Source organism: Streptomyces sp. NPDC048434, from assembly GCF_043200375.1.
Classification (GTDB): Bacteria; Actinomycetota; Actinomycetes; order Streptomycetales; family Streptomycetaceae; genus Streptomyces.
The window spans coordinates 123000-145107 of the sequence record NZ_JBICXQ010000015.1 but is presented as its reverse complement, the minus strand read 5'-3'; the positions used below and the strand labels follow the sequence as shown (position 1 = coordinate 145107).

Sequence of the window (22108 nt, the reverse complement as noted above, 5' to 3'; positions counted from 1 at the left end):
AGCCGGGCGGGCTCCGCTCCTCCACGATATTCCGTCGGCCGGGGCCCGGCGTCCGGCCGGGGCTCCTTGGAAGCGCACCGAACGGTGATCGATCTCACGTGGCGGCGGGGGGCCTTGAGCCGGGGCCGGGCGGCCGGGCCCCCGCCGGCCGCGCCCCGGAGAGGGCCGCGGCACCCGCTCACCCCTTGTCCAGATACTGCTCCCGTTCCTCGTCCAGCAGGGCGGAAAGGGCGATCCGCAGCTCGGGGTATCCGGTCAGCTCGGGATCGGCGGTGACCAGCGCGGTGGCCTCCTCGCGGGCGGCCGCGATCACCTCCTCGTCGTCGATGACCGCGAGCATCCGCAGCGACGAGCGGACGCCGGACTGCGCCTGGCCCAGGACATCGCCCTCGCGCCGCTGTTCCAGGTCGATACGGGAGAGTTCGAAGCCGTCGAGGGTGGCGGCCACGGCGGCGAGCCGGGCGCGGGCCGGGCTCGCCTCGGGCATCTCGCTGACCAGCAGACACAGGCCGGGAGCCGAGCCACGGCCGACCCGGCCGCGCAGCTGGTGCAGCTGGGAGACGCCGAAGCGGTCCGCGTCCATGATCACCATGGCGGTGGCGTTCGGGACGTTCACCCCGACCTCGATGACGGTCGTCGCCACCAGCACATCCAGCTCGCCGGCGGCGAACCGGCGCATCACCTCGTCCTTGTCATCCGGCGCCATCCGGCCGTGCAGCACCGCCACCCGCAGCCCGGCGAGCGGCCCTTCCGTGAGCTGCCCGGCGATATCGAGCACCGCGAGCGGCGGGCGCTTCTCCTCCGCGTCCTCCGGCGAACCCGCCTTGTCCGCGGCCCCCTTGGAGCCGGCCGGCTTCTTCGCGCCCTTGGGCGCTTCCTCCTCGTCGCCGATCCGGGGGCACACCACATAGCCCTGGTGCCCGGCCTCCACCTCTTCGCGGACCCGCTCCCAGGCACGCGCGAGGAAGTGCGGTTTGTCCTTGGCGGGCACCACATGGGTGGCGATCGGCGAGCGCCCGGCGGGGAGTTGGTCCAGGACGGAGGTCTCCAGGTCACCGAAGACGGTCATGGCGACCGTGCGGGGAATCGGGGTCGCCGTCATGACCAGGAGATGTGGCGGCTGCTTGCCCTTGCCGCGCAGCGCGTCCCGCTGCTCGACGCCGAAGCGGTGCTGTTCGTCGACGACGACCAGGCCCAGGTCGTGGAACTGCACCTTGTCCTCGATCAGGGCGTGGGTGCCGACGACGATCCCGGCCTCGCCGGTGACCAGATCGAGCAGCGCCTGCCGGCGGGCGGCGGCGCCCATGGAGCCGGTCAGCAGCACCACCTTGGTGCCCTTCTCCGCGCCGCCGAGCATCCCGCCCTCGGCCAGCTCCCCCATCATCTCCGTGATCGAGCGGTGGTGCTGCTGGGCGAGCACCTCGGTCGGCGCCAGCATCGCGGCCTGGCCGCCGCTGTCGACCACACCGAGCATGGCGCGCAGCGCGACCATGGTGTTGTGGGTGACAGTGAAGTGGTCGGTCACATAGGCGTGGCCGGGGTGCCGGACGCTGATGCACTGGACGGGCTTGCGGCCGACGTACTCGATGGCCCGGATGGTGCGCCGGAAGTCCTCGGCGCCGGCTGGCCGCGCGGCACCGTCGGTCGCCGCCTCGCGGAACAGGCCGTAGGCAGCGGGCAGCGCCACGGACACGTCGTATCCGCCGTCCCCCACGGGCCGCTGCCGGGCATGGCCGCCCAGGGAGCGCACCAGCCAGGCAAGATCGCCGGCCAGCGGGGCGGGCGCCGCACGGAACGCCGCACCGGCCGCCCCGCGCTCGCCCCCCGCGTCCATCAGCCCCTGCAGCACGGCCAGGCGCTCCTTGAGCGGTGCGTTGCGGTAGGCGTGGGGCACCCGGCGCCCGCGCAGCGCACCGGCCGTCGCCCCGTCGAGGTCCGCTTCCGCACCGGGGAGCCGTTCGCCCCCGCCCAGCGCCCGCCCCACCCGATACGGATCGAGCGGGCGGTTCCCGCCGTCGTCGAGATCCACCGGGGTGGCCGCCGCGATGGACCACCGGGGGCGGCCGTCGGGGCCGTGGAGATCGCCGCGCAGTTCACGTGTGGTCAGCACCCGCTCCCGGGCATCGTCGGTTCCGACGATCCACAGATGCTCGTCATCGCACTCGACGGTGCTCCCGTCGGACAGCACCAGCCGCCACACCTCCCGCTCCCCCTGCGGGAAGACGCCGTCCACCACGGCCCGCTCCCCGCTCGGCACCACCACTTCCGTGCCGACGGTCATCTCCCCCATGGGCCGGAAGCCGCGCGGCGTCAGCACCAGCGCATCCAGCGGCTGGGCCTTGCCGGAGCCCACCTCGCCCTGGAGGAGGCGGTGCATGGGGTGCTCGGTCGCCAGCTCGTCGAAGATCTCCCGGCTGACCTTCTGCTGGCCGTCGGTGAGCGTGAAGGGCAGCTTGGCGTCGAAGGCGTCGAGGATGCCGCCCGTGGCCAAGGTCCGCGCCACGGCGGGGAGTTGGGTCTCGGCGAGGCGACGCCGGGCGAGCGCGACCTGCAGGACGAACGCCTCGTCCCACTTCAGCCGGTCCCGCGCGTCGGCGATATCGGCCTTGCTCGCCGGACGGTGGACCTTGAGCAGCGCCTCGGTGAGCGGGACCAGCTCCCGGCCCTCCCGGAGCGCTTCGGGCAGCGGATCGACGGCGTCCTGCGCGCTGGGCAGCACCGCGTCGACCGCCTTGGCGATCTTCCAGGACGCCATCTGCTGGCAGGCCGGGTAGATCGGCAGGAGCTGACCGGCGAAGGCGCTGACCGCCTCGGACCCGTCCTCGGCGTCGCCGTCCAGGAGCTCGTATTCGGGGTGCGCGAGCTGCAGTTTGCGGTTGAAGACCGACACCTTGCCGGCGAACATCGCCCGGCGCCCGGGGAGCAGGTCCTTATGGGGCTTGTGGATGCCCTTGCCGAAGAAGACCAGCCGGAGCCGGCCGCTGCCGTCGGTGAGCGTCACTTCGAGGCGCTGTCCCCGGCCGCCGTTGAATTTCAGCACCCGGGAATCCGCGACCTGTGCGACGACCGTGACATGTTCGTCCAGCGGGAGGTCCGCGAGCCGGGTCAGTTCGCCGCGCTCGGCATAGCGGCGCGGATAGTGGTGCAACAGGTCGCCGACCGTATGCAGGTCGAGATGCTCGGCCAGCACCTTCGCGGTGGTGCCACCGAGGATTTTCTTCAGAGGTTCGTCGAGCGCTGCCACGCATCTATTGCACACCACGCCTGTGACAATCGCGGCCGTCTCGCCGGCCCGGCGCGCTCACACCGGTGCCGCGCGCTCACTCCACGCCGATGAGCAGCGGCGCAGCGTACTGGCCGCCGTCGTAGACGACGGTGTCCACGGCGAGATGACGCTCGCGGACATGGCCCGCCAGCCGCTCGGCGAGCCCGTCGGGCGCCTCCGCGCCGAGAACCAGGGTCACCATCTCCCCGCCCGCGGACAGCATCCGGTCGAGCACGGTCATCGCGGTGCCGGTGAGGTCGGAGCCGATCACCGCGACATCGCCGTCGATCAGGCCGAGGACGTCCCCGGCCTGGCAGACGCCGGCCATCGTCCACGACTGCCGCTCGGCGAGGGCCAGCTCGGCGTAGCGGGTGGCGCCCGCGGCCGCGGTCATCGCGACCACGTCCTCGTCGAAGCTGCGGCCCGGTTCGTGCACGGCCAGCGCCGCGAGGCCCTGGACGGCGGAGCGGGTGGGGATGAGCGCGACCCGTACGCCTTCGGTGCGGGCCTGTTCGGCGGCGGCCGCCGCGGTGTGCCGCAGGTCGTGGTCGTTCGGCAGCAGCATCACCTCACGGGCGTGCGCCTGCCGGATCGCCTGCACCAGTTCGCCGCTGGCGGGTGGCTCCCCGGGACGTACCGGGACGGGGGTCGCACCGGCCTGTGCACACAGCCCGGCGAGTCCGGCGCCCGGCACCACCGTGACCACGCCCCGCGCCGTCATCGCCGGCTCCTTGGTGCGGGCACCGCCGAAGTGCGTGATGCGGATCCGGTACGGGCGGCCCGCCTCGATGCCGGCCTCCACGGCGGCGCCCGCGTCGTCGACATGGACGTGGACGTTCCACAGGCCGTCCCCGCCGACCACCACCAGGGAGTCACCGAGTCCGTCGAGCCGGGCCCGCAGCCGCGCCACAGCGGTGTCGTCGGCCTCCAGCAGGTAGATCACCTCGAAGGCGGGTCCGTGGTCCCCGCAGCCGTTCGCCGTCACCCGGCCCGCGACCTCGCAGCCGGCCGCCTCGGGGAGCGGGGCGTCGGCGCGTACGGCGACCGGTGCCGCCGAGACCTCCCCGGACAGCACATCGGCGAGCGCGCCCAGCAGCGCGACGAGTCCGCAGCCGCCGGCGTCCACGACACCGGCCCGGCCCAGGACCGCGAGCTGCCCGGGGGTCGCCTGCAGGGCGGTGCGGGCGCCCTCGTGGGCGGCGCGGGCGACCTCGGCGGCCCCGGCGTCCTCGCCCGCGGCCCGTTCCGCGGCATCGGCGGCGGCGGTCGCCACCGTCAGGACGGTGCCCTCCACGGGGTGGGCCACCGCCTCGTAGGTCGATGCGGCGGCCCGGCGCAGCGCCCGCCGCAGGGCGTCGGCGGAGCCGTCGGTGGCGGCCAGCACCTCGGTCATCCCGCGCAGCAGTTGCGCCACGATCGTGCCGGAGTTGCCGCGCGCCCCGATGAGGGCGCCGTGTGCCATGGCGCCGATGGCGTCCGCGAGGCGGGGTGCGGTGCCGGCCGAGGCGTGCCCGTCGAAGGCGGCCTCGACCGCGCGGGCGGCCGATTCGAGGGTCAGATAGAGGTTGGTGCCGGTATCGCCGTCGGCCACCGGGTAGACGTTGATCGCGTCGATCCGCTCGCGTTCCCGTCCGAGCGCCTCCAGCGCCAGCCCGCACCAGGAGCGGACCGCGGCGGCGTCGAGCGGGTACGGCACGTCGTCCTCCTGGGTCGCGGGATGCACCGCACAGTAGCCGCGCTCCGGGGGCGGGGCCGGGGCGGGGGGCCGGGGGTGCGTGGTAGTTTCGTTCTACGGGAGCGGTCGTTGTATGCTGCTCCGGTTGCCCGATGAGAATCGGGCCATTCCTCTCCTGACGGTGCCGTTCGGGCAATGCACTCGGCTCGTCGGGATTTCACCGTAAGTGCATCTGAAGTCTTTGGAGTGACCCGTGGCTGCCAACTGCGACGTCTGCGGCAAGGGGCCGGGCTTCGGCAAGAGTGTCTCGCACTCGCATCGCCGTACCAACCGTCGTTGGAACCCCAACATCCAGACGGTGCGTGCAGTGATCGGGCGCACGCCGAAGCGGCTCAACGCCTGCACCTCGTGCATCAAGGCCGGCAAGGTCTCGCGCTGACGTCTTAGCCGTAGCGCAGCCCAGCCGGTTGCTTGAGAAGCCGGTCCCCCTTCGTGGTGGACCGGCTTCTGCCGTTCCCGGGGCCGGGCGCAGCGGCTGCTTCGCCCGGCCGTCCGGCCGCGGTGCGCGCGGTCAGTGCGCGTCGCGCCAACGCCAGCCGTGGTCCACGGGGCCGATGCCCGCGCCCAGCCGGAAGCCGGCCGCGAGGGCGCCGGTGACATAGTCCTTCGCCGCCGCGGCGGCCTGCGGGACGGTGTCCCCCTTGGCGAGCTGCGCGGCGAGCGCGCTGGCGAGGGTGCAGCCGGTGCCGTGGGTGTGCCGGTTGTCGTGGCGGGGGGCGCGCAGCCAGTGCTCCTCGGTGCCGTCGGTGAGCAGATCGACGGCGCTGTTCTCGGCGCCGTCGTGCCCGGCCGCCAGATGGCCGCCCTTGATCAGCGCCCAGCGCGGACCGAAGTCCAGGATCGCGGCGGCCGCCCGCCGCATACCAGCCTCCTCCTCGACGCGGATACCGGTCAGCTGCGCGACCTCGTCCAGGTTGGGGGTGGCGACGGTGGCCGTCGGCAGCAGCGTGGTGCGGACCGCGTCCAGGGCGGTGGCGGCGAGGAGCGCATCGCCGTGCTTGGAGACGCCCACGGGGTCGATGACGACCGGTACCCGCAGTCCGGCGAGCAGCTCGGCGACGGTCTCGACGAGTTCGGCCGAGGAGAGCATCCCGGTTTTCACCGCCTGCACCCCGATGTCGTCGACGACGCTGCGGAACTGGGCCCGTACGGCCTCGGCCGGCAGCTCCCACGCGCCCTGTACGCCCAGGGAGTTCTGGGCGGTGACGGCGGTGACCACGCTCATGCCGTGGGTGCCGAGCGCCAGCATCGTCTTCAGGTCGGCCTGGATGCCCGCGCCGCCGCCGGAATCGGACCCGGCGACGGTCAGGACGCGTGGAGGTATGTGCATACCGCCGAATCTACTCGGCGGCACCCCGCGGTCCTGCGGGTGCCCGTACCGGCGTCGCCGGTGGCCCGTACCGGACCTATCCGGCGTCCCCGTTGTCGCCGAAGTGGTCCCAGCCGGCCTTCGCCCAGGGGGCGCCGTCCACCGTCACCTGGGGCAGCGCGGAGGGGTTGAGCACCTCGCCGATGACCTTCCACCGGGCGGGCAGCTTCACATCGGGCGGGAAGGTCGCGACGATCGCGTGGTCTTCGCCGCCGTTGAGCACCCACTGCATGGGGTCCACGCCCACGGCCGTGCCGATGTCGCACATCTGCGAGGGAATGTCGATACCGGCGGACCGCAGATCGATCCGGACCTTGCTGGCCTCGGCGATGTGCCCGAGATCGGCGACCAGTCCGTCGCTGACGTCCGTCATGGCGGTGGCGCCGAGCCCGGCGGCCGCCGGACCCGCGTGGTACGGCGGCTCGGGGCGGCGGTGGGCCTCCACGAAGGCGCGCGGCGAGCGGAATCCGCGGGAGAGGACGGCATGCCCGGCGGCGGACCAGCCGAGCCAGCCGGTCACCGCGACCACGTCGCCGGGCTGGGCACCGGCCCGGGTGACCGGTTCCTGGTTGCGCAGATCGCCGAGCGCGGTGATGGCGACGGTGATGGTGTCGCCGCGCACGACGTCCCCGCCGACGACCGCGGCGCCGGCCACCTGGCACTCGTCGCGCAGCCCGTCCATCAGCTCGGTCGGCCAGGTCGCGGGGAGCTCAGCGGGCACGACCAGGCCGAGCAGGATCGCCGTGGGCACCGCGCCCATCGCCGCGATGTCGGCGAGGTTCTGCGCGGCGGCCTTGCGGCCGACGTCGTAGGCGGTGGACCAGTCGCGCCTGAAGTGCCGGCCCTCCAGGAGGATGTCGGTGCTGGCGACCACCCTCCGGTCCGGCGCGGTGACCACCGCGGCGTCGTCACCCGGCCCGATCCGTACGGCCGGAGTGGTGGTGAGCCGGGAGGTGAGCTCCCTGATCAGCCCGAACTCCCCCAGCTCGCCCACGGTGCCCTTCATGCTGTTGCCCTTCCCATGTGTACGGACGGTCCGTACGTGGCTGACGACTGTGCCGCACTCGCCGTGTTCACCGCGCGGGTCTCCCCGCTCCGCTCGGTGACGCGGTACCGTGGCGTCCCTTCTTCCCACATGATCCTCGTAGCCGCCCTGGAGGTTCCGTGGTACAGGCCTACATCCTGATCCAGACCGAGGTCGGCAAGGCCTCGGCGGTAGCTGAGGTGATCTCCACGATCCATGGCGTGCTGCAGGCCGAGGACGTGACCGGTCCCTATGACGTCATCGTGCGCGCTCAGGCCGACACGGTCGACGAGCTCGGCCGCATGGTGGTCGCGAAGGTCCAGCAAGTGGATGGCATCACGCGCACCCTTACCTGCCCGGTCGTGCATATTTAGCTCCCCCGTATCCTCGGCCGGGTGATCCCTACGCGCCGCCGGTACCTGGCCCTCCCGGTACTCACCGTGCTGTTCGCCGCGGTGAGCTGTTCCTCTTCCGAAGACGTGGCCGTACCCTCCCCCGAGGGTGCAGCGGCGCGGTACTGCAAGGCGCTCCACAAGGAGTTGCCGCAGACCGTGGACGGGCTGAAGCGGGGTACTCCCGAGCCCGTCTCCGACTTCACTGCCATATGGGGCGATCCTGCCGTGAAACTGCGCTGCGGGGTGCCGAAGCCCGATGTCCTGACGTACGGGAGTGAACATTACAACCCCAACGCCGACGCGGCGGAAGTCAATGGGGTCGAATGGCTCTTTGAGAAACAGGACGACGGCTATCGCTTCACAACGGCGCTGCGGAAGGCCTTTGTCGAGGTGACCGTTCCCGGGAAGTACGCCCCCGAGGTCGATGTGCTCACCGACCTCGGGGGCGCCGTGAAGAAGACCGTTCCCGCCGGGGTCTAGGAACCGTCCCCCTGGGGACGGACCGGCCGCCGGGGCGGGCGGTGGCTCAGCGCAGTCCCGTGGAGCGCTGCAGCGCGGCCTGCAGGAGCCGGTCGATCAGCTCCGGGTAGCTCACACCGCTCTCCTGCCACATCCGCGGGTACATCGAGATGGGCGTGAATCCGGGCAGCGTGTTGATCTCGTTGATCACGAACTCGCCGTTGTCCTGCAGGAAGAAGTCCGCGCGCACCAGGCCCTCGCAGGACGCCGCATCGAAGGCCGCGACGGCCAGCTCCTGGACCTTCGCGGTCTGTTCGGCGCTCAGCGGCGCCGGCACGATCCCGTCGGCCGAGTCGATGTACTTGGCCTCGAAGTCGTAGAAGTCGTGCGCGGTGACGGGCGGGATCTCGGCCGGCACGCTGGCCCGCGGGCCCTCCTCGAACTCCAGCACCCCGCACTCGATCTCGCGGCCGCGCAGCAGCGACTCCACGAGGATCTTGGGGTCGTGCAGCCGGGCCTCCTGGATCGCCTCGTCCAGGCCGCCGAGGTCGTCGACCTTGGTGATGCCCATGGACGAGCCGGCCCGGGCGGGCTTCACGAAGAGCGGCCAGCCGTGCTCGCCGGCGAAGTCCACGATCTTCCGGCGGGCGGCTGCGGGATCCTTTTCCCACTCACGGGGGCGGATGACCTCGTACGGGCCGACCGGCAGCCCGAAGGAGGTGAACACCCGCTTCATGTAGTCCTTGTCCTGGCCGACGGCGGAGGCGAGCACGCCCGAGCCGACGTAGGGCACACCGGAGAGCTCCAGCAGGCCCTGCAGGGTGCCGTCCTCGCCGTAGGGGCCGTGCAGCACGGGGAAGACGACATCGACCTCGCCCAGCGCCTTGGGGACCGAGCCCGGTTCGGTGTAGACGACCTCGCGGTTGGTGGGGTCGACGGGAAGTACCACGCCGCCCTCGGTGGACTCGGCGAGCGCGGCCACCGAGGGCAGCTGCCGGTCCGCGATGGCCATCCGCTCGGGGTCGTCGGTGGTCAGCGCCCAGCGGCCGTCGGTGGTGATGCCGATGGGCAGCACGTCGTACTTGTCACGGTCGATGGCGCGCAGCACGGCGCCGGCCGTGAGTACGGAGATGGCGTGCTCGGAGCTGCGGCCGCCGAACACGACGGCGACGCGGGGCTTGTGTGGGGAGGTCTCGCTGCTCATATCGGGTTGAGGGTACCTGCTGACCGGCGCGGAGTCAGTGCTGCGGCGGCCGTTGGTGGTGCCGCGCCGACGCCCTCCGGGGTGCCGGGGGCCACGCCTCCCGACGCAAAGGTGCCGGTCGGACGCTTCGGCCCCGGTTTCAGTGCCGTTCGGACTTGGCGGTGCGCGACATCAGCTCCTTGAGGGCGACCATCGGCGGCTTGCCCTCGTGGACGATCTCCACGACCGTCTCCGTGAGCGGCATGTCGACGCCGTGCCTGCGGGCCAGATCCAGTACGGATTCGCAGGACTTGACGCCCTCGGCGGTCTGCTTGGTGACCGCGATGGTCTCCTGGAGCGTCATTCCGCGGCCGAGGTTGGTGCCGAAGGTGTTGTTGCGCGACAGCGGCGAGGAGCAGGTGGCGACGAGGTCGCCCATGCCGGCCAGCCCGGCGAAGGTGTGCGCGTCGGCGCCCATGACGAGGCCGAGCCGGGTGGTCTCGGCCAGACCGCGGGTGATCAGGGATGCCTTGGCGTTGTCGCCCAGGCCCATGCCGGTGGCGATGCCGACGGCGAGCGCGATGACGTTCTTGACCGCGCCGCCCAGTTCACAGCCCACCACGTCGGTGTTGGTGTACGGGCGGAAGTACGCGGTGTGGCAGGCGGTCTGGAACCGCTGGGCGACCGCCTCATCGGCGCACGCGACGACCGCGGCGGCCGGCTGCCGGGCGGCGATCTCCTTGGCGAGGTTGGGGCCGGTCAGCACCGCGACGCGCTCCGCGGGGACCTTGGCGACCTCCTCGATGACCTCGCTCATGCGCTTGGCCGTGCCCAGTTCGACGCCCTTCATCAGGGAGACCAGGACCGTCCCGTCGGGCAGCAGGGGCGCCCATTCGGCGAGATTGCCGCGCAGCGTCTGGGCGGGAACGGCCAGTACGGCGAACTCCGCGCCGCGCGCCGCTTCCGCCGGGTCGGTGGTGGCCCGTACGGACGCGGGGAGCTCGACCCCCGGCAGATAGTCAGGGTTCGTACGGCCGTTGTTGATGGCGTCGACCAGGGCCGTACGGCGTCCCCACAGGGTCACCTCGCATCCCGCGTCGGCGAGCACCATCGCGAAGGCGGTACCCCAGGACCCCGTGCCGTAGACGGCGCAGCGCGTCACTTGCTTTCATCCTCCTGTGCCTGCTGGGTGCTTCGGGCCTGCTGCGGGCCGACGGCCGGTTCGGTGGCGGCGGCCGGCTCCGCGGGGGCCTTGGCCGCCGTGGCGCCCTGGCCGGCCTTGGCGGCCTCCCGGGCGGCGCGGCGTTCCCGGGCGATCGCCTTGCGCCAGTCGTACGGTTCGGACGGCGCGGGCTCGCCGCGCAGGTCGGCCAGCTGCTCGGTGATCGCGGTCATGATGACGTCGGTGACGGCGCGCAGCACCTCGGCGGTCGGTTCCTGGCCGTAGTACGCGCTCAGGTCGACCGGCGGCCCTGCCTTCACCCGCAGCGTCTTGCGCGGAAGGAGGCTGAGCTTCTTCTCCTTGGCATACGGCGGCATCGCGTCATTGGCGCCCCACTGCGCGACGGGAATGACCGGCGCCTTGGTCAGCAACGCCACCCGGGCGGCACCGGTCTTGCCCTGCATGGGCCACAGCTCGGGGTCGCGGGTGAGGGTGCCCTCGGGGTAGAAGGCGACGCATTCGCCCTTCTCGATGGCGCTGACGGCGGCGCGGAACGCGGTCGCGGCGTCGGTGGTTTCCCGGTACACGGGGATCTGTCCGGTGCCGCGCATCATCAGGCCGACAAAGCCGCTCTTGAAGAGTCCGGCCTTGGCGAGGAATCGGGGGACCCGCCCGGTGTTGTACTGATAGTGCGCATAGGAGAGCGGATCGAGATACGAGTTGTGGTTGACCGCGGTGATAAAACCGCCGTCGGCCGGAATGTGCTCCATTCCCAGCCAGTCCCGCTTGAACAGAACCAAGAGCGGCGGTTTGCAGATGACCGCGGCCAAGCGGTACCAGAAGCCGATTCTGCGGCGGGACACTGGGACACCCTCCTTGTGGGACCTGCAAAGCTGCTGCGGGCCGGCAGCCGCACAAGTGTCGCCCCAGGTACCCGCTATGTCGAGGACACCGTAACCCCGACGCTCCCGGAGAGCGGCGGCAGCAGGTGAGAATGGCGCCGATGCGTAGAGACGGAGCGGATGTGGGCTGGAGCCTGGTGGTGCCGCTGAAACCGCTGGTGCGGGCCAAGAGCAGGCTCTCCCCGGCCGCCGGTGAGGAATTCCGGCCCCGGCTGGCCCTCGCCTTCGCCCTGGATACCGTGGCAGCGGCGCTGGCCTGCAAGGACGTCCGGGATGTGGCGGTTGTCACGGACGATCAGCGCGCCGGTGAGCGCCTGGCGGCGCTGGGAGCGCGCATCGTGCCCGACACACCGGCCCGCGGACTCAACGCGGCCCTGGTCCATGGAGCGGCCGCGATCCGGGCGCGTCGGCCGGGCGCGGCCCTCGCCGCACTGAACGCCGACCTTCCGGCGCTGCGCCCCGCCGAGCTGGAACTGGTGCTCCATTCCGCTTCGCTATTTCCCCGCGCATTTCTCGCGGATGCGGCGGATATCGGGACAACACTTCTGACCGCGACTTCCGGAGTGGAATTGGAACCGGCATTCGGAGGAGCGTCCCGGGCCCGTCACCTGGCGTCCGGGGCGCGGGAGATCACCGCGCCCGGGGTGCCGTCGGTACGCCGGGATGTGGACACCGGCGAGGATCTGCTGGCCGCGCTGGCGCTGGGCGTGGGCCCGCACACGGCGCTCCAGGCGCCGTATCTGGCGGGTGGAGCGGCTGCGGGGAGCGATACCCCGGACGGAGCCCGGCGGCCGCTGCCGCCGCAGGTCAGAGCGTCTGGAGCGTGACCAGGGCGATATGCCGGTCGTCCCCTTCGCCGGTGACGTCGATACGGACCCGCTGACCGGGCCGCAGCAGCAACAGACCGCCGGCGTCGAAGGCCGCCGCGTCGAAGGGCAGCGGGGTGCCGTCGTCCAGCAGCACACTGCCGGAGCGGGTCTCGGAGTCGTACGTATACGCGGTGGCCTGCATGGGAGAGAGCCTAGACGAGGAGGTCCCGGGCCCCTTCGCCCGCCCGTGGGCCACAAGGGACCCGGGAGCTGCCCGTCCGGGGAGCCCCGGACGCACCGCGGGCCGGGCTCCCCGAAGGGAGACCGGCCCGACGCGTGGCGTCGCCGCTGCTGAATTACCGCTTGCGTGCGGTGGTCTTCTTGGCGGTGGTCTTGCGCGCGGTGGCCTTCTTCGCGGGGGCCTTCTTCGCGGTCGCCTTCTTGGCGGGGGCGGTCTTCTTCGCCGTGGCCTTCTTCGTGGCGGTCTTCTTGGCCGGGGCCGCCTTCTTGGCGGTGGCCTTCGTGGCGGTCTTCTTCGCCGTCGTCTTCTTCGCGGTGGCCTTCTTCGCCGCGGTGGTCTTCTTCGCCGTCGCCTTCTTCGCCGTCGCCTTCTTCGCGGTGGCCTTCTTGGCGGTGGCCTTCTTGGCGGCGGCCTTCTTGATGGCGGTGCCACCGGAGAGGCTGCCCTTGGGGGCCTTCTTGACGGAGACTTCTCCGCCCCTGGGGAGCTTCTTCGAGCCGCTCACCAGGTCCTTGAAGCCCTGACCGGCGCGGAAACGCGGCACGGAGGTCTTCTTGACCCGTACGCGCTCACCCGTCTGCGGGTTGCGGGCGTAGCGGGCCGGGCGGTCGACCTTCTCGAACGAACCGAATCCGGTGACCGAAACACGGTCGCCGGTGACCACGGAACGGACGATTGCGTCCAGTACCGCGTCCACCGCGTCCGCGGCGTTCTGGCGGCCGCCGAGCTTGTCGGCAATGGCTTCTACGAGCTGCGCCTTGTTCACGTCTTCCCCTTCGGAGACATTGCTGGAAGGAAAGTTTCCAAGCTTTTTCGCACGTTAGGCAGATATATACCGCAAATCAAACACGAAACGGGCTAATCACCCTTGTGCCGCAACGAAGTCGACCTTCACGGACTTCCGTCGGCACGCACATCTTGGGGATAACGACCTTCGTCGAGGTCTTCGATGAACCACTCCAGACGCCTTGCCGCGTCCGCAAGATCGTGTTTAGCCGCGGCCGTGATGACGAGCAGCTTCCGGGTCAGCGCCATCCGTACGCCCTCCGGGACTTGCAGTGTGCGCACTCTTGTATGTGCGTCCTTGAGCCGGTCGGCGACGAGACCGTAGAGCTCGAGTTGGTCGTCGCGTTCCATGCGCTAATTGTGCCATCTGCGCCGAGTTGTCGCTTCACGGGGCCTCAACAGCTGCCTACACAAGCAGATGCGCCCCCCGCCAACTGCACAGGGGGCGCATCGTACGCAATATAGCTTTGAGCCATAAAACCCGAGGTCAGGCCTCGATGGTACGCGGCTTGAACGACGGCCTGTTCGCCTCGTACTCCACGATGGACGACTCCTCCCGAAGGGTGAGGCTGATGTCGTCCAGCCCCTCCAGCAGCCGCCAACGGGCGTTCTCGTCCAGCTCGAAGTCGGCGGTCACGCCCTCGGCGCGAACCTGCCTGCCGACCAGGTCAACGGTCACCTCGGCGGCCGGGTCGGCCTCCACCAGCTGCTGCAGCCGGTCCACGGTCTCCTGCGGCAGGACCACCGTCAGCAGACCGTTCTTGAGGGAGTTACCGCGGAAGATGTCCGCGAACCGCGAGGAGATGACGGCCTTGAAGCCGTAGTTCTGCAGCGCCCATACGGCATGTTCACGCGAGGAGCCGGTACCGAAGTCGGGGCCGGCGACCAGCACCGTGGCGCCGTTGTACTGCTCCTGGTTGAGGACGAACTGCGGGTCCTTGCGCCAGGCCTCGAACAGCCCGTCCTCGAAGCCGTCGCGGGTGACCTTCTTCAGCCAGTGAGCAGGGATGATCTGGTCGGTGTCGACATTGCTGCGGCGCAGCGGGACGGCCCGGCCGGTGTGGGTGGTGAAAGCTTCCATGGTTCAGACTCCCGCGGGCGTGGCGACGGCGACATCGGACAGGTCGGCCGGTGAGGCCAGATGGCCGAGAACCGCTGTTGCGGCGGCAACCTGCGGCGAGACCAGGTGGGTACGGCCGCCCTTGCCCTGCCGGCCCTCGAAGTTGCGGTTCGAGGTGGACGCGGAGCGCTCACCGGGCGCCAGCTGGTCCGGGTTCATGCCCAGGCACATCGAGCAGCCCGCGTGCCGCCATTCGGCGCCCGCCGCGGTGAAGACCTTGTCCAGACCCTCCGCGACGGCCTCCAGGGAGACCCGGACCGAGCCGGGAACGATCAGCATCCGTACGCCGTCGGCGACCTTGCGGCCCTCCAGGATCGAGGCCGCGGAGCGCAGGTCCTCGATACGGCCGTTGGTGCACGAACCTACGAAGACGGTGTCCACGTTGATCTCGCGCAGCGGCTGACCCGCCGTCAACCCCATGTACTCCAGGGCCTTTTCGGCGGCGTAGCGCTCCGAGGCGTCCTCGTACGAAGCCGGGTCGGGGACCTGCGCCGAAAGCGGCGCGCCCTGGCCGGGGTTGGTGCCCCAGGTGACGAACGGCGCCAGCGCGGAGGCGTCGATGTGCACCTCGGCGTCGAAGACGGCCTCGTCGTCGGTGCGCAGTGTCTTCCAATAGGCGACCGCGGCGTCCCAGTCCTCGCCCTGGGGGGCGTGGTCGCGGCCCTGCAGGTAGTCGAAGGTGGTCTTGTCGGGGGCGATCATGCCGGCCCGCGCGCCTGCCTCGATCGACATGTTGCAGATGGTCATCCGGGCTTCCATCGACAGTTTCTCGATGGCCGGGCCGCGGTACTCCAGGACGTAGCCCTGGCCGCCGCCGGTGCCGATCCTGGCGATGATCGCCAGGATGAGGTCCTTGGCCGTCACGTCCTCGGGCAGCTCGCCGTCGACCGTGATCGCCATGGTCTTGAAGGGCGCCAGGGGCAGCGTCTGGGTGGCCAGGACGTGCTCGACCTGGCTGGTGCCGATGCCGAACGCCAGCGCGCCGAAGGCTCCGTGGGTGGAGGTGTGGCTGTCACCGCAGACCACGGTGGTGCCGGGCTGGGTCAGTCCCAACTGTGGTCCCACGACGTGGACAACGCCCTGCTCGACGTCGCCCAGCGGGTGCAGCCGGACGCCGAACTCCGCACAGTTCTTGCGCAGCGTCTCCAGCTGGGTGCGCGAGACCGGGTCGGCGATCGGCTTGTCGATGTCGAGGGTGGGGGTGTTGTGGTCCTCGGTGGCGATGGTCAGGTCCGTACGGCGCACCTGACGGCCGGCCTTGCGGAGGCCGTCGAACGCCTGCGGGCTGGTGACCTCGTGCAGCAGGTGGAGATCGATGAAGAGGAGGTCGGGCTCGCCTTCCGCGCGCCGGACGACATGGTCGTCCCAGACCTTCTCCGCGAGTGTCCGTCCCATCGCTTTCCCTCCGGCCGGCCGCAGGGCCGGCCTTTCTCGTCTGTGCGCGATGCCCGCAGAAATCCCCGTGCCGGGCCTTACGCCGGGCCCTGGTAGAGGGCCACACCTACAGATTGACGACTTCCCTGGAAAATTGAACTTGCGTTTCACAGTGTGAGACGCGAGTATCGTTGCATGGACAACTCTAGCGGCGTCGGCGTTCTCGACAAGGCAGCTCTGGTATTGAGTGCCCTGGAGTCCGGTCCGGCCACCCTCGCCGGGCTGGTCGCGGCGACAGGGCTTGCACGACCCACGGCCCACCGGCTGGCCGTGGCACTGGAACACCACCGGATGGTGGCGAGGGACATGCAGGGCCGGTTCATCCTCGGCCCACGCCTGTCCGAGCTGGCCGCGGCGGCCGGCGAGGACCGCCTGCTGGCCACGGCGGGCCCGGTGCTCACGCATCTGCGCGATGTGACGGGCGAGAGCGCCCAGCTCTATCGCCGGCAGGGCGATATGCGGATCTGTGTAGCGGCGGCGGAACGGCTGTCCGGACTGCGGGACACCGTCCCGGTCGGCTCCACGCTCCCCATGAAGGCGGGCTCGGCCGCCCAGATCCTCATGGCCTGGGAGGAGCCCGAGCGGCTGCACCGCGGTCTGCAGGGCGCGCGCTTCACGGCCACCGCCCTGTCCGGCGTACGGCGCCGCGGCTGGGCCCAGTCGATCGGCGAGCGGGAGCCGGGCGTGGCCTCGGTCTCCGCCCCCGTACGGGGCCCCTCCAACCGCGTGGTGGCCTCCGTATCGGTCTCCGGCCCGATCGAGCGGCTGACCCGCCACCCCGGCCGGATGCACGCCCAAGCGGTCATCGACGCGGCGGCCCGCCTCTCCGAGGGCCTGCGCCGCACCGGCTGACACGGCGCGCGGCCCCGCCCTGCGTCCACAGGACCGGCAGGACGGGGCCGCGCCCCGGCACTCAGGCCGCCATCCGGTCGGGCGGCCCGCTCCCCGCGCCGCCCGACCGGCACCGCCCCCAGGGCCTCCCCCAGCCCGAACGACGGCATATTGACGTAGACGCTCTCGTACGAGCCCGCCGGGACGACATAGGTCTCGTGCCAGAAGCCGACCTTGTTCCGCCCCTCCCGGGCCCGCCGGTTGAACGCCGCCCAGGCCGGCCGGTGCTCGCCGCTCTGATCCGCGGCGTAGGCGAACAGCTTCTCCTTCGAGTCCCAGTACTGCAGCACGGCGAAGTTCCTCGGCAGTCCGGGAAGCAGCCGGTAGCCGATCATCCCGCTGCCCGGATCCCGGGCCAGCTCCTTGATCATGCGCGGCATGGCCAGGAACACCGGAAGCCAACTGCGCACCGCACGCCAGCTGTTGAAGCGCATCCCGACGAGGAAGACCACCACCTCCCGGTCGCCGTCCGTCGTCATCCGTCCCTGCACCGGCTTTCCGCTCATCGCGGCCCCCTTCGACATTGGATAGCGTCGCTATCCATGGTTGGATAGTGACACTCTCCAACGGAAGGTGCAAGAGGTATGCGACTGGCGGAACTGAGTGAACGCAGCGGGGTGTCCACCGCCACGATCAAGTACTACCTGCGCGAGCAGCTGCTGCCGCCGGGCCGCCGGATCTCCGCCACCCAGTCCGAGTACGACGAGGAGCACCTGCGGCGGCTGCGGCTCGTCCGGGCGCTGATCCAGGTCGGCCGGATACCGGTGAGCACCGCGCGGAAGGTGGTGGCCGCGGTCGAGGACGACTCCCTGGACCAGCACTCCCGTCTGGGCATTGCCGTGGAGGCTCTCCCCCACGGCCCGGAGCCCGACGAGAGCTCCCCCTCGACGGCCGTCGCCCGGCGCACCGCCGCCGAGCTGCTGCGGCGCCTGGACTGGCACTTCAACCTGGAGATCGCGGACAGCTCCCCCGCCTTCGGGATGCTCGTCACGGCCATCGCCGCGCTGCACCGTCTGAATTACGCCTGCGACACCGCACATCTGCTGCCCTACGGACAGCAGGCAACGCAACTCGCCGTCGCCGACCTGGATCTGGTCGAGGAGTACGCGACCCCGGCGGAACAGGTGGAGGCGGCGGTGGCCCTGACCGTGCTCTATGAGCCGGTGCTGCTGAGCCTGCGCCGGCTGGCGGCGGCGGAGGAGTCCAACCGGCGCTTCGGCAGCGGCAGTTGACGCGAAGAAGCCCCCCGCATGATGCGGGGGGCTTCTCCTTCTTGTACCCCCGACCGGATTCGAACCGGCGCTACCGCCTTGAGAGGGCGGCGTGCTAGGCCGCTACACAACGGGGGCAAGTTTTCCTGCAGTTGTCGTGTCCCGAGGACACACCGCGCTGGGCTACCAGGACTCGAACCTAGACTAAATGAACCAGAATCACTCGTGCTGCCAATTACACCATAGCCCATGGTGGTTTAGACCAGTACCCCCGACCGGATTCGAACCGGCGCTACCGCCTTGAGAGGGCGGCGTGCTAGGCCGCTACACAACGGGGGCCCTAGCGATCCTCCACACGACCGGAGTCGTGTGGGCTCTGCATCGTCGCATCCGGGAGCGACCCGAAGGAGACGGAGAGAAAGGATCTGTACCCCCGACCGGATTCGAACCGGCGCTACCGCCTTGAGAGGGCGGCGTGCTAGGCCGCTACACAACGGGGGCCTGGTACTGCGATCAAGAAACCTTCAGCACGATCACAGTGGACCGAAAGATCTCTTGCTGGGCTACCAGGACTCGAACCTAGACTAACGGAACCAGAAACCGTCGTGCTGCCAATTACACCATAGCCCACCAAAACTCAACCCCCCGTGGGGGGTTTGTTTGGTTTGCGCTTTCCGGCCAGGCCTTTCGGCCCTCTCGGGCGGCGCAGGAAGAACATTACCTGATCGTGGACGGCGCACCAAAACCGATAACTCCGCGCAACAGCTCGGGGAGCTCCGCCAGGCCCGCGATCCGCCACACCCCCGACGGCACCCCGTCCCGGGCCTCCTCCCCAGTGCCCGTACGGTCCAGCCATACGGGGGTCAGCCCGGCATCGCGGGCGCCGAGTGCGTCGATATCGAGCTTGTCGCCCACGTAGACCACCTCGTCGGGCGTTAGGCCAAGCGCCTTACAGGCGCCGTGAAATGCCTCCGCGGCCGGCTTGGCGCACCCCAGTTCATCGGCGCAGAGCACCGCCTCGAAGGACCCGCGGATCCCGAGAACGGCCAGCTTGCGCTCCTGGTTGGCGGTGGCGGCGTTGGACAGCACCGCCTGCCGTACCAGCGGCCCCAGCGCCTCCAGTACGGGTGCGGAGTCCGGGAAGAGGACCCAGGACGCCTCGTAATGGGCGATGTACCGGCCGAACCAGGCGTCGGCCTCGGCGTCGGAGAGGAGCGGGGCCCCCAGGAACGTCCGGGCCCGGGCCCTGCGGTGATCGAGAAAGCCCACCTCGCCGGCGAGGAAACGGGCGAACTCGGTCTCCATGACCGTCCGCCAGCGCTCCAGTGCCGCCTCCTCGCCGCCGTGTACGGCAAGGAGCCCCTCGGCCCGGAGGTGCCGCAGCGCACCGGCCCGGTCCGAGCCGGAGTAGTCGAAGAGGGTGTCGTCGAGGTCCCACAGGACGGCGCGAACAGGCATACGGGCAATGTAGCCGAGCGCTCCGGACAGGCCACGGGCCCGGAAGCCGTGCGGCTTCCGGGCCCGTGGGAAGTGCTGCGAGGTCAGCCGGCCAGCTTGGCCAGGGCCGCGTCGATGCGCTGGAGGGTGCGCTCCTTGCCGAGGATCTCCAAGGACTCGAAGAGCGGCAGGCCGACCGTGCGGCCGGTGACCGCCACCCGGACGGGGGCCTGTGCCTTGCCGAGCTTGAGGCCGTGCTCCTCACCGGCGGCCAGGACGGCCTCCTTGAGGGGCTCGGGGCCGGACGCCCAGTCGGCGGCCTCGAGCTTGGCGCGGGCGGTGGTGAGCAGCGCGACCGGGTCGCCCTTCATCGCCTTCGTCCAGGACGCCTCGTCCTCGACCGGCTCCTTGCGGAAGAGGAAGTCGACATTGGCGGTGATGTCGGAGAGGACGGTGACGCGGGTCTGGGCGTGCGGGGCGATGGCCTGCCAGGCGGCTTCGTCGAAGTCCTCGGGCTCCCAGTTGGCGTGCGGGGCCTTCAGCCAGGGCTCGCAGGCCGTGATGAAGTCCTTCACGTCCAGCCGCCTGATGTGGTCGGCGTTGATCGCCTCGGCCTTCTTCAGGTCGAAGCGGGCCGGGTTGGCGTTGACGTCCGCGATGTCGAACTTCTCGATCAGCTCGGGGATGGAGAAGATGTCCTGGTCCGCCGAGAACGACCAGCCGAGCAGCGCAAGGTAGTTGAGCAGGCCCTCGGGGAGGAAGCCGCGCTCGCGGTAGAGGTTGAGGTTGGCCTGCGGGTCGCGCTTGGAGAGCTTCTTGTTGCCCTCGCCCATGACGTAGGGCAGATGACCGAACGCCGGGACGGCCTGCGCGATGCCCAGCTCGATCAGCGCCTTGTACAGGGCGAGCTGGCGGGGGGTGGAGGAGAGCAGATCCTCGCCGCGCAGGACGTGGGTGATCCCCATCAGGGCGTCGTCGACGGGGTTGACGAGCGTGTAGAGGGGCGCGCCGTTGGCGCGGACGATGCCGTAGTCCGGAACGTTCTCCGGGGTGAAGGTCAGCTCGCCGCGCACCAGGTCGGTGAAGGTGATCGGCTCGTCGGGCATCCGGAAGCGGACGATGGAGGTACGGCCCTCGGCCTCGTACGCGGCCTTCTGCTCCTCGGTCAGCGTGCGGCATGTGCCGTCGTAACCGGAGGGCTTGCCGGCGGCGCGGGCGGCCTCGCGGCGGCCGTCCAGCTCCTCGGTGGTGCAGTAGCAGTGGTACGCGTGGCCGCCGGCGAGGAGCTTGTCGGCGACGTCCTTGTAGATGTCCATGCGCTGCGACTGGCGGTACGGCGCGTGCGGGCCGCCGACCTCGGGGCCCTCGTCCCAGTCGAAGCCGAGCCAGTGGAAGGAGTCCAGCAGCTGCTGGTAGGACTCTTCGGAGTCGCGGGCCGCGTCGGTGTCCTCGATCCGGAAGACCAGGCTGCCCTTGTTGTGCCGTGCGTAGGCCCAGTTGAACAGGGCGGTACGAATCAGGCCGACATGGGGGTTACCGGTCGGGGAGGGACAGAAACGGACGCGGACGGGGGTCGCGTTAGCCACGCTTGATCACCTTGTTGGTGAGAGTGCCGATGCCTTCGATGGTGACGGCGACCTCGTCGCCGACGTTGAGCGGGCCGACCCCGGCCGGGGTGCCCGTGAGGATGACGTCGCCGGGGAGCAGGGTCATCGCCTCGGTGATGTGGACGATCAGGTCCTCGACCGGGCGGACCATGTCGCTGGTACGGCCCAGCTGACGTTGTTCGCCGTTGACCGTGCACTGGACGGTGAGGCCGGCGGCGATGTCCGCGGGGGTGAGTCCGGTCTCGACCCAGGGGCCGAGCGGGCAGGAGCTGTCGAAGCCCTTGGCCCTGGCCCACTGCTTCTCGCGCTGCTGCACATCGCGCGCGGTGACGTCATTGGCGCAGGTGTAGCCGAGGATGACGTCCTTGGCGCGCTCGCGGGGCACCTCTCGGCACATGCGGCCGATGACGACGGCGAGCTCCGCCTCGTGGTGCACCTCCTGGGAGAAGGAGGGGTACGCGATGGGGTCGCCGGGGCCGATCACCGAGGTGGACGGCTTGAAGAAGGTGACCGGTACGTCCGGGACGGCGTTGCCCAGCTCGGCGGCGTGATCGGCGTAGTTACGGCCGATCGCCACGACCTTGTTGGGCAGGACCGGCGGCAGCAGCCGGACCTTGTCGAGGGGGACCTTCTGGCCCGAGCGCTCGAATTCTGCGAAGGGATGCCCCTTGATGACGTCGAGTTCGTCGCCTTCGAGGACGCCGAAGCCGACGTTGCCGTCGATGGAGAATCTGGCGATGCGCACGAGTTGCCGCTGCCCCTCAATTGATCATTGGCCGGAGTTGACACTCCAGGCTATCGCGGGGCCGCTGCCGATCCGTTGAACGCTTTACGCCGGGACGTCCTCCTTGGGGGCGTCCATCAGGACGGTGCGGCGGGGATTGGCGGTCTGGGCCGGCAGGTCGACGGTGTGGTCCGGTGTCTCGAGTGCCTCGGTGCCGAGCTCGTCGGCGTCGTTGAGGTGGGCCAGAGTGGTGCGCCGCGGGTTGGCTATGTTGCGGAACATCATCGTCGTCTTCACTGCTGCATGCCTCGCGTCATCAAAGGTCGGGAAAGGGCTCACGGAAGTTGCCTTGTC

Annotated in this window: 23 protein-coding genes, 5 tRNA genes and 1 pseudogene; 7 read left to right on the top strand and 22 right to left on the bottom strand. The window is 70.5% G+C overall.

The window, feature by feature from the left end:
- Window positions 1-178 precede the first annotated feature (178 nt).
- Window positions 179-3244: a helicase-related protein gene (locus ACGFWI_RS19530; protein ID WP_393907206.1), complete on the bottom strand. Its 3066-nt coding sequence runs from the start codon at window positions 3242-3244 to the stop codon at window positions 179-181.
- A gap of 76 nt (window positions 3245-3320) precedes the next feature.
- The gene (locus ACGFWI_RS19525; RefSeq protein ID WP_393907205.1) at window positions 3321-4961 is read right to left on the bottom strand and encodes a DAK2 domain-containing protein; all 1641 of its coding nucleotides are present in this window, start codon (window positions 4959-4961) and stop codon (window positions 3321-3323) included.
- Window positions 4962-5193: 232 nt separating this feature from the next.
- On the opposite strand from ACGFWI_RS19525, the gene rpmB reads away from it, so the two are divergent.
- Entirely contained in the window at window positions 5194-5379 is a 186-nt protein-coding gene (rpmB, locus tag ACGFWI_RS19520; protein WP_018087178.1) for a 50S ribosomal protein L28, read from the top strand.
- A 132-nt stretch (window positions 5380-5511) separates the two neighbouring features.
- Here the strand turns inward: rpmB and thiD are convergent, their stop codons facing one another.
- On the bottom strand, window positions 5512-6330 hold the full coding sequence (gene thiD, locus ACGFWI_RS19515) for a bifunctional hydroxymethylpyrimidine kinase/phosphomethylpyrimidine kinase (RefSeq protein WP_393907204.1): 819 nt from the start codon (window positions 6328-6330) through the stop codon (window positions 5512-5514).
- A 76-nt stretch (window positions 6331-6406) separates the two neighbouring features.
- Window positions 6407-7375 carry a thiamine-phosphate kinase gene (locus ACGFWI_RS19510; RefSeq protein WP_393907203.1) on the bottom strand — a complete coding sequence of 323 codons (969 nt, stop codon included), beginning with the start codon at window positions 7373-7375 and terminating at the stop codon, window positions 6407-6409.
- 158 nt (window positions 7376-7533) lie between these two features.
- Between ACGFWI_RS19510 and ACGFWI_RS19505 the strand changes: the two genes are divergently transcribed.
- Together ACGFWI_RS19505 and ACGFWI_RS19500 are read left to right on the top strand one after the other, a co-directional pair.
- Window positions 7534-7767, top strand: a complete 234-nt coding sequence (locus tag ACGFWI_RS19505; RefSeq protein WP_393907202.1) for an Lrp/AsnC ligand binding domain-containing protein — start codon at window positions 7534-7536, stop codon at window positions 7765-7767.
- 21 nt (window positions 7768-7788) lie between these two features.
- Window positions 7789-8268, top strand: coding sequence for a DUF3515 domain-containing protein (locus ACGFWI_RS19500; protein ID WP_393907201.1), 480 nt, complete (start codon window positions 7789-7791; stop codon window positions 8266-8268).
- A gap of 46 nt (window positions 8269-8314) precedes the next feature.
- On the opposite strand, the gene ACGFWI_RS19495 is transcribed toward ACGFWI_RS19500, so the two are convergent.
- From ACGFWI_RS19495 to ACGFWI_RS19485, 3 genes are all read right to left on the bottom strand, one after another.
- Window positions 8315-9451: a D-alanine--D-alanine ligase family protein gene (locus ACGFWI_RS19495; protein ID WP_393907200.1), complete on the bottom strand. Its 1137-nt coding sequence runs from the start codon at window positions 9449-9451 to the stop codon at window positions 8315-8317.
- A gap of 139 nt (window positions 9452-9590) precedes the next feature.
- The gene (locus tag ACGFWI_RS19490; RefSeq protein ID WP_393907199.1) at window positions 9591-10592 is read right to left on the bottom strand and encodes an NAD(P)H-dependent glycerol-3-phosphate dehydrogenase; all 1002 of its coding nucleotides are present in this window, start codon (window positions 10590-10592) and stop codon (window positions 9591-9593) included.
- Complete coding sequence (locus ACGFWI_RS19485) at window positions 10589-11455, bottom strand: lysophospholipid acyltransferase family protein (RefSeq protein ID WP_393907198.1); 867 nt, start codon at window positions 11453-11455, stop codon at window positions 10589-10591. The genes ACGFWI_RS19490 and ACGFWI_RS19485 overlap by 4 nt, the downstream gene beginning before the upstream one ends.
- Window positions 11456-11595: 140 nt before the next feature.
- On the opposite strand from ACGFWI_RS19485, the gene cofC reads away from it, so the two are divergent.
- On the top strand, window positions 11596-12321 hold the full coding sequence (cofC, locus tag ACGFWI_RS19480; RefSeq protein ID WP_393907197.1) for a 2-phospho-L-lactate guanylyltransferase: 726 nt from the start codon (window positions 11596-11598) through the stop codon (window positions 12319-12321).
- On the opposite strand, the gene ACGFWI_RS19475 is transcribed toward cofC, so the two are convergent.
- From ACGFWI_RS19475 to leuC, 5 genes are all read right to left on the bottom strand, one after another.
- Complete coding sequence (locus tag ACGFWI_RS19475; protein ID WP_393907196.1) at window positions 12302-12505, bottom strand: hypothetical protein; 204 nt, start codon at window positions 12503-12505, stop codon at window positions 12302-12304. The two genes, cofC and ACGFWI_RS19475, sit on opposite strands and share 20 nt — an antisense overlap.
- Window positions 12506-12659: 154 nt before the next feature.
- Entirely contained in the window at window positions 12660-13310 is a 651-nt protein-coding gene (locus ACGFWI_RS19470; protein WP_393907195.1) for an HU family DNA-binding protein, read from the bottom strand.
- Between the two features lie 125 nt (window positions 13311-13435).
- A complete protein-coding gene (locus ACGFWI_RS19465; RefSeq protein WP_393907194.1) occupies window positions 13436-13681 on the bottom strand; it encodes a hypothetical protein in 246 nt (81 codons plus the stop codon).
- A 136-nt stretch (window positions 13682-13817) separates the two neighbouring features.
- The gene (gene leuD, locus ACGFWI_RS19460; protein WP_393907193.1) at window positions 13818-14411 is read right to left on the bottom strand and encodes a 3-isopropylmalate dehydratase small subunit; all 594 of its coding nucleotides are present in this window, start codon (window positions 14409-14411) and stop codon (window positions 13818-13820) included.
- Between the two features lie 3 nt (window positions 14412-14414).
- A complete protein-coding gene (gene leuC, locus ACGFWI_RS19455; protein WP_393907192.1) occupies window positions 14415-15845 on the bottom strand; it encodes a 3-isopropylmalate dehydratase large subunit in 1431 nt (476 codons plus the stop codon).
- Between the two features lie 174 nt (window positions 15846-16019).
- On the opposite strand from leuC, the gene ndgR reads away from it, so the two are divergent.
- On the top strand, window positions 16020-16736 hold the full coding sequence (gene ndgR, locus ACGFWI_RS19450; RefSeq protein WP_030982239.1) for an IclR family transcriptional regulator NdgR: 717 nt from the start codon (window positions 16020-16022) through the stop codon (window positions 16734-16736).
- Window positions 16737-16816: 80 nt separating this feature from the next.
- Here ndgR and ACGFWI_RS19445 read toward each other — a convergent pair.
- Window positions 16817-17209: pseudogene (locus ACGFWI_RS19445) on the bottom strand (DUF4188 domain-containing protein); the annotation flags it as partial.
- On the opposite strand from ACGFWI_RS19445, the gene ACGFWI_RS19440 reads away from it, so the two are divergent.
- Together ACGFWI_RS19440 and ACGFWI_RS19435 are read left to right on the top strand one after the other, a co-directional pair.
- Window positions 17154-17306 (top strand): hypothetical protein, encoded by a 153-nt coding sequence (locus ACGFWI_RS19440; protein ID WP_393907191.1) that lies wholly within the window; start codon window positions 17154-17156, stop codon window positions 17304-17306. The pseudogene ACGFWI_RS19445 and the gene ACGFWI_RS19440 sit on opposite strands and share 56 nt — an antisense overlap.
- A 53-nt stretch (window positions 17307-17359) precedes the next feature.
- Window positions 17360-18007: a MerR family transcriptional regulator gene (locus ACGFWI_RS19435; protein WP_393907190.1), complete on the top strand. Its 648-nt coding sequence runs from the start codon at window positions 17360-17362 to the stop codon at window positions 18005-18007.
- 44 nt (window positions 18008-18051) lie between these two features.
- Here ACGFWI_RS19435 and ACGFWI_RS19430 read toward each other — a convergent pair.
- The 9 genes from ACGFWI_RS19430 to ACGFWI_RS19390 form a co-directional block, all read right to left on the bottom strand.
- Window positions 18052-18124, bottom strand: a tRNA-Glu gene (locus ACGFWI_RS19430).
- Between the two features lie 40 nt (window positions 18125-18164).
- Window positions 18165-18236, bottom strand: a tRNA-Gln gene (locus ACGFWI_RS19425).
- A gap of 16 nt (window positions 18237-18252) precedes the next feature.
- A tRNA-Glu gene (locus tag ACGFWI_RS19420) sits at window positions 18253-18325 on the bottom strand.
- A gap of 89 nt (window positions 18326-18414) precedes the next feature.
- A tRNA-Glu gene (locus tag ACGFWI_RS19415) sits at window positions 18415-18487 on the bottom strand.
- A gap of 57 nt (window positions 18488-18544) precedes the next feature.
- Window positions 18545-18616 (bottom strand) — tRNA-Gln (locus ACGFWI_RS19410).
- A gap of 87 nt (window positions 18617-18703) precedes the next feature.
- Complete coding sequence (locus ACGFWI_RS19405) at window positions 18704-19444, bottom strand: HAD family hydrolase (protein WP_393907189.1); 741 nt, start codon at window positions 19442-19444, stop codon at window positions 18704-18706.
- An 83-nt stretch (window positions 19445-19527) separates the two neighbouring features.
- On the bottom strand, window positions 19528-21009 hold the full coding sequence (gltX, locus tag ACGFWI_RS19400; protein ID WP_393907188.1) for a glutamate--tRNA ligase: 1482 nt from the start codon (window positions 21007-21009) through the stop codon (window positions 19528-19530).
- Window positions 21002-21775, bottom strand: a complete 774-nt coding sequence (locus ACGFWI_RS19395; RefSeq protein ID WP_393907187.1) for a fumarylacetoacetate hydrolase family protein — start codon at window positions 21773-21775, stop codon at window positions 21002-21004. Before ACGFWI_RS19395 ends, gltX begins: the two co-directional genes overlap by 8 nt.
- 84 nt (window positions 21776-21859) lie before the next feature.
- Window positions 21860-22039, bottom strand: a complete 180-nt coding sequence (locus ACGFWI_RS19390) for a hypothetical protein (protein ID WP_393907262.1) — start codon at window positions 22037-22039, stop codon at window positions 21860-21862.
- Window positions 22040-22108 lie beyond the last annotated feature (69 nt).

Bases quoted from the DNA above. Each gene is read 5' to 3' on its own strand.
- thiD (WP_393907204.1), bottom strand. From the start codon at position 6,330: ATGCACATACCTCCACGCGTCCTGACCGTCGCCGGGTCCGATTCCGGC.
- ACGFWI_RS19510 (WP_393907203.1), bottom strand. From the start codon at position 7,375: ATGAAGGGCACCGTGGGCGAGCTGGGGGAGTTCGGGCTGATCAGGGAG.
- ACGFWI_RS19495 (WP_393907200.1), bottom strand. From the start codon at position 9,451: ATGAGCAGCGAGACCTCCCCACACAAGCCCCGCGTCGCCGTCGTGTTC.
- cofC (WP_393907197.1), top strand. From the start codon at position 11,596: ATGCGTAGAGACGGAGCGGATGTGGGCTGGAGCCTGGTGGTGCCGCTG.
- ACGFWI_RS19475 (WP_393907196.1), bottom strand. From the start codon at position 12,505: ATGCAGGCCACCGCGTATACGTACGACTCCGAGACCCGCTCCGGCAGT.
- ACGFWI_RS19465 (WP_393907194.1), bottom strand. From the start codon at position 13,681: ATGGAACGCGACGACCAACTCGAGCTCTACGGTCTCGTCGCCGACCGG.
- leuD (WP_393907193.1), bottom strand. From the start codon at position 14,411: ATGGAAGCTTTCACCACCCACACCGGCCGGGCCGTCCCGCTGCGCCGC.
- leuC (WP_393907192.1), bottom strand. From the start codon at position 15,845: ATGGGACGGACACTCGCGGAGAAGGTCTGGGACGACCATGTCGTCCGG.
- ndgR (WP_030982239.1), top strand. From the start codon at position 16,020: ATGGACAACTCTAGCGGCGTCGGCGTTCTCGACAAGGCAGCTCTGGTA.
- ACGFWI_RS19440 (WP_393907191.1), top strand. From the start codon at position 17,154: ATGGCCAGGAACACCGGAAGCCAACTGCGCACCGCACGCCAGCTGTTG.
- ACGFWI_RS19435 (WP_393907190.1), top strand. From the start codon at position 17,360: ATGCGACTGGCGGAACTGAGTGAACGCAGCGGGGTGTCCACCGCCACG.
- ACGFWI_RS19405 (WP_393907189.1), bottom strand. From the start codon at position 19,444: ATGCCTGTTCGCGCCGTCCTGTGGGACCTCGACGACACCCTCTTCGAC.
- ACGFWI_RS19390 (WP_393907262.1), bottom strand. From the start codon at position 22,039: ATGATGTTCCGCAACATAGCCAACCCGCGGCGCACCACTCTGGCCCAC.